Origin of the sequence: Pseudomonas sp. Ant30-3 (genome assembly GCF_000690905.1) — a bacterium.
In the GTDB taxonomy this organism is placed as follows: Bacteria; Pseudomonadota; Gammaproteobacteria; order Pseudomonadales; family Pseudomonadaceae; genus Aquipseudomonas.
Map to the genome: position 1 here is coordinate 83,192 of NZ_JMCL01000035.1, position 8,116 is coordinate 91,307.

The following is an 8,116-nucleotide window of genomic DNA, read 5'->3' on the forward strand; positions in this document are numbered from 1 at the left end:
CTCAGACCTCGGACGGGGTGGCGGCGCGATTGAGCTGCGCCAGCGACAGGTTGCGATCGAACAGCGGCGCGAGGCTCTGGTCATGACTGACGAACAACAGGCTCGAACCCGCCTCGCGGCATTCGGCGAACAGCAGGCGAATGAAGTTTTCGCGGGCGTCGTAGTCGAGGGCCGAGGTGGGTTCGTCGGCGATTACCAATTCCGGCTGACCGATCAATGCACGCGCGGCGGCGACCCGTTGCTGCTGGCCGATGGAAAGCGAGTCGGCGCGGCGGCCGAGCAGGTTTTGATCTTTCAGCCCGAGGTGGGCGAGCAGGGTGGCGGCGGCCTGATCGACACTGCCGTGACGCTGGATCGCCCGCTCGGCCCGCAGCCTGGAAAAGTGGCAAGGCAACTCGACGTTTTCGCGCACCGAGAGAAACGGCAGCAGGTTGAACTGCTGGAAAATGTAGCCGGTGTGATCGACGCGAAATCGATCGCGCGCACTGGCATTGAGTTCGGTCAGTTCCTGGCCGAGCAAGCGAATGCTGCCGCGATCGGGCTTCTGCACGCCGCCGAGCAAACCGAGCAGGGTGGTCTTGCCGCTGCCGCTGGGGCCTTTGAGGAACAGGGTCTCGCCGGGCTCAAGGCGAAACGCCGGGATGTCCAGCAGAGGCGGGTGACCGGGCCAGCTGAAGCTCAGGTCGGACAGTTCGATGAGTGCTTGGGTCATGGCGCCGGTTTCATTGGGTTGGATACGGTCTCGATTTCAAACTCATACATTCCACCTGTGGGAGCGAGCCTGCTCGCGATGGCGGCGTGTCAGTCAACAAACATTTTGAATGTCCGGACCTCATCGCGAGCAGGCTCACTCCCACAGGGTTTTTGGTGTGATCAGAATTTCAGGGCAGCAGCCTTGGCCGTCACTTCAACGCCTTGCTGGCCGCTCGGGCTGATCAGTTGTACCTGAATTTTCTGGGTCGCCGGGAACGTAGTGAAAATGTTCGCCAGTTCCAGGGTTTTCAGTGCGCCAGGTGCCGCACATTTGAACTGGTAGTGCGCATGAATTTCGCTGTGTTCGTGATGATGCTCGTCCTTGGCGTCTTCGTCGTGATCATCATGGGCATCGGCTTTATCACCGAACAATGGACTCTCCAGTGCCTGGGTCGCAACCACGCACCCGGCGGCTTTTGGCAGATTGAACAGGTTCAGTGGCTTCTCCAGCTGCGCCCTAACGGCAGCCACCTTGGCCTTGTCGGCGTCGGTGGTAGCGGCATGTTCGAAGCCGACCAGGTTCATCGCCGGGCTTTCCAGCTCCAGTTCCAGGGTCTGGCCATCCAGCGCCGCATTCAAACGACCTACGCCGTGTTCGTGGGCGGCGAGGCTGCCGTGTTCATGATCGTGGTCATGTTCTTCAGCGGCGTGAGCAACGGCCAGCGGCAACAGGGCGAACGGCAAAGCGAGCATTAGACGGCGCATGGCAAGTCTCCGGGAAGTGAGGTGAAAAAATTGTTATGTAATCTTATAACGAAAGCGCAAGAGTTTGACCGTCTGCTTGGCGTTGCACAAGTCCCGTGGGAGCATGCAGGTCAGAAATGTGCGGGAGCAGACTCATGTTGCGGATACGCGGAAGCATCGGCGAGTGGCCGGTGGATTTGACCCTGGAGATGGACGATGACGACTGGGCAAGGCTCGGCGCGCAGTTGCAGGTGGCCAAACCTGAAACCGGTGTGACGCCCGCCAAGCCGATGAATCAGGACGATTCGCAGTGGCAGATCGCCAAGGATTTACTGCGCAAGGCCGGGCATCTGAGTGGTCCGGAGTTGCTTGAGCAGCTGGAAGGATTGACCGGCAGTCCAGGCTCCGGGAAGCGCCTGCTAGTGCGCTTGCGCCATTGTGCGGAAGTGAAAGTGACGAGCGGCGGGGATACGCCGCTTTACAGCTGGATTGCGCAATAACCGTAGGAGCCGGCTTGCTGGCGATGAACGATCACGCGGTTTGTCAGACACACCGCGGCGCGCCTATCGCCAGCAAGCCGGCTCCTACAGGGCCGGGGCAAATGCAATACCGCGGTCATTTCCAATGGAGCGATCAATACAACGCAGCGGCGCAGATACGCCGCTGACAGCTGGATGACCGTAGGAGCCGGCTTGCTGGCGATGAACGATCACGCGGTTTGTCAGGCACACCGCGGCGTGGCGATCGCCAGCAAGCCGGCTCCTACGGAGCGGTGGCAGATGCGATGCCGCGGTCATTTCCGATGGAGCGATCAATACAACGCAGCAAACAGCTTGCGGCGGTAGGTGGTCACCAGCGGATGATCGTTGCCCAGCAGCTCGAACACCTGCAGCAACGTCTTGTGCGGCAGGCCTTCGTTGTAGCTGCGATTACGCACGAACAGCTTGAGCAGCGCATCCAGCGCAGCGTCGTATTGCTGGCGCGCCAATTGCTGGATCGCCAGCTGATACACCGCTTCATCGTCCTGCGGGTTTTTCGCCAGTCTTGCTTTCAGGTCCGCGGCATCGGGCAAATCCTTGGCCTGGCCGAGAAACTGGATCTGCGCCTTGGCACCGGCCAGTGCAGCCTTGTGCTCGTCGCTCTTGACCGCGTCGAGTACGGTTTGGGCTTCGCCCAGCTCGCCGCGTTCAGTCAGGCAGCGGGCATACAGGATCAGCGCTTTGGCGTTGGTATTGTCTTCGCCGAGCAGCACCGTAAGCACGGCTTCAGCGTCGGCGAAACGGCTGTCGTCAAATAGCGCCTGAGCCTGTTCAAACGGGTCAGCGGCCGCCGGTGGTGGCATCTGCACGTGCGGTTCCAGCATCGTGCGAACAGCGGATTCCGGTTGCGCCCCGGCAAAACCGTCCACCGGCTGACCGTCCTTGAACAACACTACGGTCGGCAGGCTGCGAATGCCGAATCGAGCGACGATGTCGGGTTCCAGATCGCAATTGACCTTGGCCAGCAGCAACTCGCCCTGATAGCTCTCGGCAATGGTTTGCAGCATCGGCATCAGCACCTTGCACGGCGCGCACCATTCGGCCCAGAAATCCACCAGCACCGGTTTGTGAAAAGAGTTCTCGATCACCGACTGGTCGAAATCGACAGTCGTGGCGTCGAAGATGTACGGCGTTTCCTGACTCATGGGGGATCTCTTGGAAGCGTTGATGGAGCAACTATACGGCTTGGCGGGGTGTGGCTGGAAGCGGGGGGACTTTGGGTATGTGTCATCTGACAGGACTCCTTCGCGAGCAAGCCCGCTCCCACATTGGATCTGCGAACCAGGATTTAGTGATCGACACATGACAAGTGTGGGAGCGGGCTTGCTCGCGAAGCTTTTAGCTAGCCGCGCCGCGCGTGATACAGGCTCACATGCCGAAACTCTTCAGGCTCGGCCAGATCCGGCAATGTCATCGCCTCCAGCCTTTCGATGCGCCGATACATCGGATGACGAAAATCCCTGACCCGCGAATCCGCCACCAGGGCCTCGCGACCCCGGCTCAGAAAATCGTCGAGCAACGGTAGGTTCGCCCGGTCGTAAAGCACGTCTGCCACGAGAATCAGATCAAAGCGATCCGCCTCGGCGAAAAAATTTGTCGAGTAACTGAGTTCCACGCCATTTAGCTCGGCGTTAGCCCGGCATGAAGCGATCGCCAGCGGGTCCAGGTCACAGGCCACCACCTCCAGCGCGCCGGCCTTCACGGCAGCAATTCCCGCGACCCCGGAACCTGCGCCAAAATCCAGCACGCGTTTGCCTTTGACCCACTGCGGGAACTCGGCAAGATAGCGTGCGACCGCCAGGCCGCTGGCCCAGCAAAAACTCCAGTACGGCGGTTCATGCAAGATCCGTCGGGTTTCTTCCGGGCTGAAGGCGCGGTCCATGTTGTCGCCGTCGATCAGCCAGAGCTTCAGCGCGGTACCCGGCAATTGGCAGGGCGCCAGCTGAGCGTCACCCAGCAAATCACTCAACGCCTGTTGCAGGTCAAGCGGTGCAATCATGGCGCTTTGACGAACTGCAGTTGCCCCATCGCCTGAGTCGTCGGCTGGGTGATGACTTGCGACGGCAGGTGCAGAATCAACTGCCCGGACTGGCTGGCGCGACCACGCAGTTCAACGCGGGCACCGACCGGGAACGATTGCGGATTGAAGCGCAGGCGGAACGGCAAAATCTGATTGGTGCCGATCAGGCTGGAACTGGCGAGCAATTGTTGCGGGCGGTCCTGGTTATCGATCACCAGCAGCGCCAGCTCGACTTCGGCGCCGGTCGGCACGCCTTGCAAGGTGCCACTCAATTCACGCTGATGCGCGGGCAGCGGACCGAGATCGGCGGCCTCCTTGGCTTTTTTCTGCGCCTGCTGCGGCGCGGGGCCGGGCTTGGGCGGTTGCGGCTCGGTCTTGGGAGCATCACTGCTACAAGCCACCAGCAGGCTGAAAAGACTGAGCAAAACAAGCGGGCGTAACGACATGGGCGGCTCCAGCAGGGTAAATCCATCTATAGGCCGTCTGTATACCGCAAACCCTATGGCTTGTCTTGCCACCGGGATGCGCTACCATGGCCCTCCCTTTTTTTGTTGCCTGCCACCATGCACTGTCCCTTCTGCGGTGCCAACGACACCAAGGTCATCGACTCGCGTCTGGTCGCCGAGGGCGAACAGGTCCGCCGCCGGCGCGAATGCCTGGCCTGCGGCGAACGTTTCACGACGTTCGAGACTGCCGAACTGGTGTTGCCGCGCCTGATTAAAACCGACGGCAGCCGCCAGCCGTTCGACGAAGAAAAACTCCGTGCCGGCATGCAGCGTGCGCTGGAAAAGCGCCCGGTAAGTGTCGAGCGCCTCGAGTCGTCGCTGGTGCACATCAAACACAAACTGCGCGCCACCGGCGAACGCGAGGTCAAATCCCTCGTGGTCGGTGAACTGGTGATGGCCGAGCTGCAAAAGCTCGACGAAGTCGCCTACATTCGTTTCGCCTCCGTGTATCGACGCTTCCAGGACCTCAACGAGTTCCGCGAAGAGATCGATCGCCTGGCCCGTGAGCCGGTGAAAGAATGACCAACCCCGCCGAACAGTCCATCCTCGACGCCCATTACATGGCCCGCGCCCTTGAGCTGGCGCGCAAGGGGCATTACACGACGCACCCAAACCCGCGCGTCGGTTGCGTGATCGTGCGCGATGGGCTGATTGTCGGCGAAGGCTGGCACGAGCGCGCCGGCGAACCCCACGCCGAAGTGCATGCGTTGCGTGCCGCTGGCGACAAGGCGCGAGGTGCTACGGCCTACGTGACGCTCGAGCCGTGCAGCCATCACGGGCGCACGCCGCCCTGTGCCGATGCGCTGGTGAATGCCGGTGTTGCACGGGTGGTTGCAGCCATGCAGGACCCCAATCCTGAAGTCGCCGGGCGTGGCCTTCAGCGCTTGTCCCAAGCCGGCATTGCCACCCAGAGCGGCGTGCTGGAAGGCGAGGCGCGCAAGCTCAACGAAGGTTTTCTCAAGCGCATGGAACACGGCCTGCCGTTCGTGCGAGTGAAGTTGGCCATGAGTCTCGACGGCCGCACGGCGATGGAAAGCGGCGAGAGCCAATGGATCACCGGCACGGCGGCGCGCTCGGCGGTGCAACGCTTGCGTGCGCAAGCCAGCGTGGTGCTCACCGGCGCCGACACGGTGCTGGCGGACAACGCCCGCTTGACCGTGCGTGCGGATGAATTGGGCCTGGACGCCGCGCAAACGGCGCTGGTCATGAGTCGCCCGCCGCTGCGCGTGCTGATCGACGGCCGTCTGCGCGTGCCGCTGGATGCGCCGTTTTTCAAGGCAGGTCCGGTACTGGTCGCCACCTGCATGGCCATTGAAGAACAGTACGCCAACGGGCCGGAATGCCTGATCGTGGCTGGCGAAGATGGCTTGGTCGACCTGCGCAAGTTGCTGGTCGAACTCGCCCATCGCGGGGTCAACGAAGTGCTGGTCGAAGCTGGCCCGCGTCTCGCCGGTGCTTTTGCTCAGCAAGGGCTGGTGGACGAATTCCAGATATTCATCGCCGGCAAGTTTCTCGGCTCCTCGGCACGTCCACTGCTGAACTGGCCACTGGCGCAGATGAAAGACGCGCCCGAGCTCAAAATCACCGAAATCCGCGCGGTTGGCGATGACTGGCGAGTCACTGCCATTCCTTCGCCGGCGGCCGGCGTATAATTCCCGGCCTGCGCCACGCGTCGGCCCTGTTCTCGAGGAGAACTCCATGTTTACCGGCATCATCGAATCCATCGGCAGTATCCGTGCGTTGACCCCTAAAGGCGGAGATGTTCGCGTTCACGTAGCAACCGGCAAGCTCGATTTGAGCGACGTCAAACTGGGCGACAGCATTGCGGTCAACGGCGTCTGCCTAACGGCGGTCGAGCTGCCAGGCAACGGTTTCGCTGCCGACGTCAGCCGCGAAACACTCGACTGCACCGCGATGAACGACTTGAAAAGCGGCAGCCCGGTCAACCTGGAAAAAGCCCTGACCCCGACCACTCGCCTCGGCGGGCACCTGGTCAGCGGTCACGTCGATGGCGTCGGCGAAGTGGTTGCCCGCAGCGAGAATGCGCGCGCTGTGGAATTCCGCATTCGTGCGCCGAAAGAACTGGCCAAATACATCGCGCATAAAGGCTCGATCACCGTCGACGGCACCAGCCTGACCGTGAATGCGGTCGATGGCGCCGAGTTCCTGCTGACAATCATTCCGCACACCCTCAGCGAAACCATCATGGCGTCCTACCAGCCAGGCCGTCGGGTCAACCTGGAAGTCGACTTGCTGGCGCGTTATCTGGAGCGGCTGCTATTGGGGGACAAGGCTGCAGAGCCGGCAAAGTCTGGCAACATTACTGAAAGCTTTCTGGCCCAAAACGGCTACCTCAAATCCTGAAGCTCAATTTTTGAAAGAAGGGGGGTGCCTAGTGGCGCTCAATAGCATCGAAGAACTGGTAGAAGACATCCGCCAAGGCAAGATGGTCATCCTCATGGATGACGAAGACCGCGAGAACGAAGGCGATCTGATCATGGCTGCCGAGTGCTGCCAGGCCGAGCACATCAACTTCATGGCCAAGCATGCCCGTGGCCTGATCTGCATGCCGATGAGCCGCGAGCGCTGCGAACTGTTGAAGCTGCCGCTGATGGCGCCGCGCAACGGTTCCGGGTTCGGCACCAAGTTTACCGTGTCGATTGAAGCTGCCACCGGGGTCACCACCGGCATCTCCGCGGCCGACCGTGCGCGCACCGTGCAAGCGGCTGCCGCGAAAGACGCCAAGGCTGAGGACATCGTCAGCCCCGGCCATATTTTTCCGCTGATGGCCCAGGCCGGTGGCACCCTCGCGCGCGCCGGTCACACTGAAGCAGCGTGCGACCTGGCGCGCATGGCCGGTTTCGAGCCGAGCGGCGTGATCTGCGAAGTGATGAACGACGACGGCACCATGTCCCGTCGCACCGAGCTTGAGGCTTTCGCGGCCGAGCACAACATCAAGATCGGCACCATCGCCGACTTGATTCACTACCGGATGATCCACGAACGTACCGTTCAGCGGATTGCCGAGCAGCCGCTGGACAGCGAACTGGGCCAATTCAATCTGGTGACCTATCGTGATTCCGTGGAAGGCGACGTGCACATGGCCCTGACCCTGGGCAAGGTGTGCGCTGAGGAACCAACGCTGGTGCGCGTGCACAACATGGACCCTCTGCGCGACCTGTTGATGGTCAAACAACCGGGCCGCTGGAGCCTGCGTGCCGCCATGGCCGCCGTGGCCGAGGCCGGCAGCGGCGTGGTGTTGCTGCTGGGTCATCCGCTGGATGGCGACGTGTTGCTCGCGCACATCCGTGAAACCGCTGATCATGCACCCGTGAAAAAACCGACCACCTACAGCATCGTCGGTGCCGGTTCGCAGATTCTTCGCGACCTGGGTGTACGCAAAATGCGCCTGATGAGTGCGCCGATGAAATTTAATGCGATATCCGGTTTCGATCTGGAAGTTGTAGAATACGTGCCCTCCGAATAATGACGCGCAGATTTCGGCATTGTTGACTTGGAAACATTGTGGCGAGGGAGCTTGCTCCCGCTGGGTTGCGTAGCAGCCCTCTGTTTTGGGGCCGCTACGCAGCCCAGCGGGAGCAAGCTCCCTCGCC

Annotated in this window: 10 protein-coding genes; 5 read left to right on the forward strand and 5 right to left on the reverse strand. The window is 61.5% G+C overall.

The window, feature by feature from the left end:
* Position 1: 1 nt before the first annotated feature.
* On the reverse strand, positions 2-712 hold the full coding sequence (locus DU29_RS0109925) for an ABC transporter ATP-binding protein (RefSeq protein WP_028621579.1): 711 nt from the start codon (positions 710-712) through the stop codon (positions 2-4).
* A 161-nt stretch (positions 713-873) separates the two neighbouring features.
* Positions 874-1,458, reverse strand: coding sequence for a DUF2796 domain-containing protein (locus tag DU29_RS0109930; protein ID WP_028621580.1), 585 nt, complete (start codon positions 1,456-1,458; stop codon positions 874-876).
* 134 nt (positions 1,459-1,592) lie between these two features.
* Between DU29_RS0109930 and DU29_RS0109935 the strand changes: the two genes are divergently transcribed.
* The gene (locus DU29_RS0109935) at positions 1,593-1,937 is read left to right on the forward strand and encodes a hypothetical protein (protein WP_028621581.1); all 345 of its coding nucleotides are present in this window, start codon (positions 1,593-1,595) and stop codon (positions 1,935-1,937) included.
* 311 nt (positions 1,938-2,248) lie between these two features.
* Here the strand turns inward: DU29_RS0109935 and trxA are convergent, their stop codons facing one another.
* From trxA to DU29_RS0109950, 3 genes are all read right to left on the reverse strand, one after another.
* Positions 2,249-3,121, reverse strand: coding sequence for a thioredoxin (gene trxA, locus DU29_RS0109940; protein ID WP_028621582.1), 873 nt, complete (start codon positions 3,119-3,121; stop codon positions 2,249-2,251).
* 197 nt (positions 3,122-3,318) lie between these two features.
* Positions 3,319-3,975, reverse strand: coding sequence for a class I SAM-dependent methyltransferase (locus tag DU29_RS0109945; RefSeq protein WP_028621583.1), 657 nt, complete (start codon positions 3,973-3,975; stop codon positions 3,319-3,321).
* Positions 3,972-4,442, reverse strand: coding sequence for a YbaY family lipoprotein (locus DU29_RS0109950; RefSeq protein WP_028621584.1), 471 nt, complete (start codon positions 4,440-4,442; stop codon positions 3,972-3,974). Before DU29_RS0109950 ends, DU29_RS0109945 begins: the two co-directional genes overlap by 4 nt.
* Positions 4,443-4,559: 117 nt before the next feature.
* Here DU29_RS0109950 and nrdR point away from each other — a divergent pair, with 117 nt between their 5' ends.
* The 4 genes from nrdR to ribBA are packed head-to-tail and all read left to right on the forward strand — an operon-like array spanning position 4,560 to position 7,989.
* Positions 4,560-5,024, forward strand: coding sequence for a transcriptional regulator NrdR (gene nrdR, locus DU29_RS0109955; protein WP_003228656.1), 465 nt, complete (start codon positions 4,560-4,562; stop codon positions 5,022-5,024).
* Positions 5,021-6,154, forward strand: coding sequence for a bifunctional diaminohydroxyphosphoribosylaminopyrimidine deaminase/5-amino-6-(5-phosphoribosylamino)uracil reductase RibD (gene ribD / locus DU29_RS0109960; protein ID WP_028621585.1), 1,134 nt, complete (start codon positions 5,021-5,023; stop codon positions 6,152-6,154). The genes nrdR and ribD overlap by 4 nt, the downstream gene beginning before the upstream one ends.
* 46 nt (positions 6,155-6,200) lie before the next feature.
* Positions 6,201-6,866: a riboflavin synthase gene (locus DU29_RS0109965; RefSeq protein ID WP_028621586.1), complete on the forward strand. Its 666-nt coding sequence runs from the start codon at positions 6,201-6,203 to the stop codon at positions 6,864-6,866.
* Between the two features lie 31 nt (positions 6,867-6,897).
* Complete coding sequence (gene ribBA / locus DU29_RS0109970) at positions 6,898-7,989, forward strand: bifunctional 3,4-dihydroxy-2-butanone-4-phosphate synthase/GTP cyclohydrolase II (RefSeq protein WP_028621587.1); 1,092 nt, start codon at positions 6,898-6,900, stop codon at positions 7,987-7,989.
* The last annotated feature ends 127 nt before the right edge of the window (positions 7,990-8,116 follow it).

Excerpts from the sequence above, each read along its gene's own strand:
- DU29_RS0109925 (WP_028621579.1), bottom strand. The coding sequence starts at position 712 with ATGACCCAAGCACTCATCGAACTGTCCGACCTGAGCTTCAGCTGGCCC.
- DU29_RS0109930 (WP_028621580.1), bottom strand. The coding sequence starts at position 1,458 with ATGCGCCGTCTAATGCTCGCTTTGCCGTTCGCCCTGTTGCCGCTGGCC.
- DU29_RS0109935 (WP_028621581.1), top strand. The coding sequence starts at position 1,593 with ATGTTGCGGATACGCGGAAGCATCGGCGAGTGGCCGGTGGATTTGACC.
- trxA (WP_028621582.1), bottom strand. The coding sequence starts at position 3,121 with ATGAGTCAGGAAACGCCGTACATCTTCGACGCCACGACTGTCGATTTC.
- DU29_RS0109945 (WP_028621583.1), bottom strand. The coding sequence starts at position 3,975 with ATGATTGCACCGCTTGACCTGCAACAGGCGTTGAGTGATTTGCTGGGT.
- DU29_RS0109950 (WP_028621584.1), bottom strand. The coding sequence starts at position 4,442 with ATGTCGTTACGCCCGCTTGTTTTGCTCAGTCTTTTCAGCCTGCTGGTG.
- nrdR (WP_003228656.1), top strand. The coding sequence starts at position 4,560 with ATGCACTGTCCCTTCTGCGGTGCCAACGACACCAAGGTCATCGACTCG.
- ribD (WP_028621585.1), top strand. The coding sequence starts at position 5,021 with ATGACCAACCCCGCCGAACAGTCCATCCTCGACGCCCATTACATGGCC.
- DU29_RS0109965 (WP_028621586.1), top strand. The coding sequence starts at position 6,201 with ATGTTTACCGGCATCATCGAATCCATCGGCAGTATCCGTGCGTTGACC.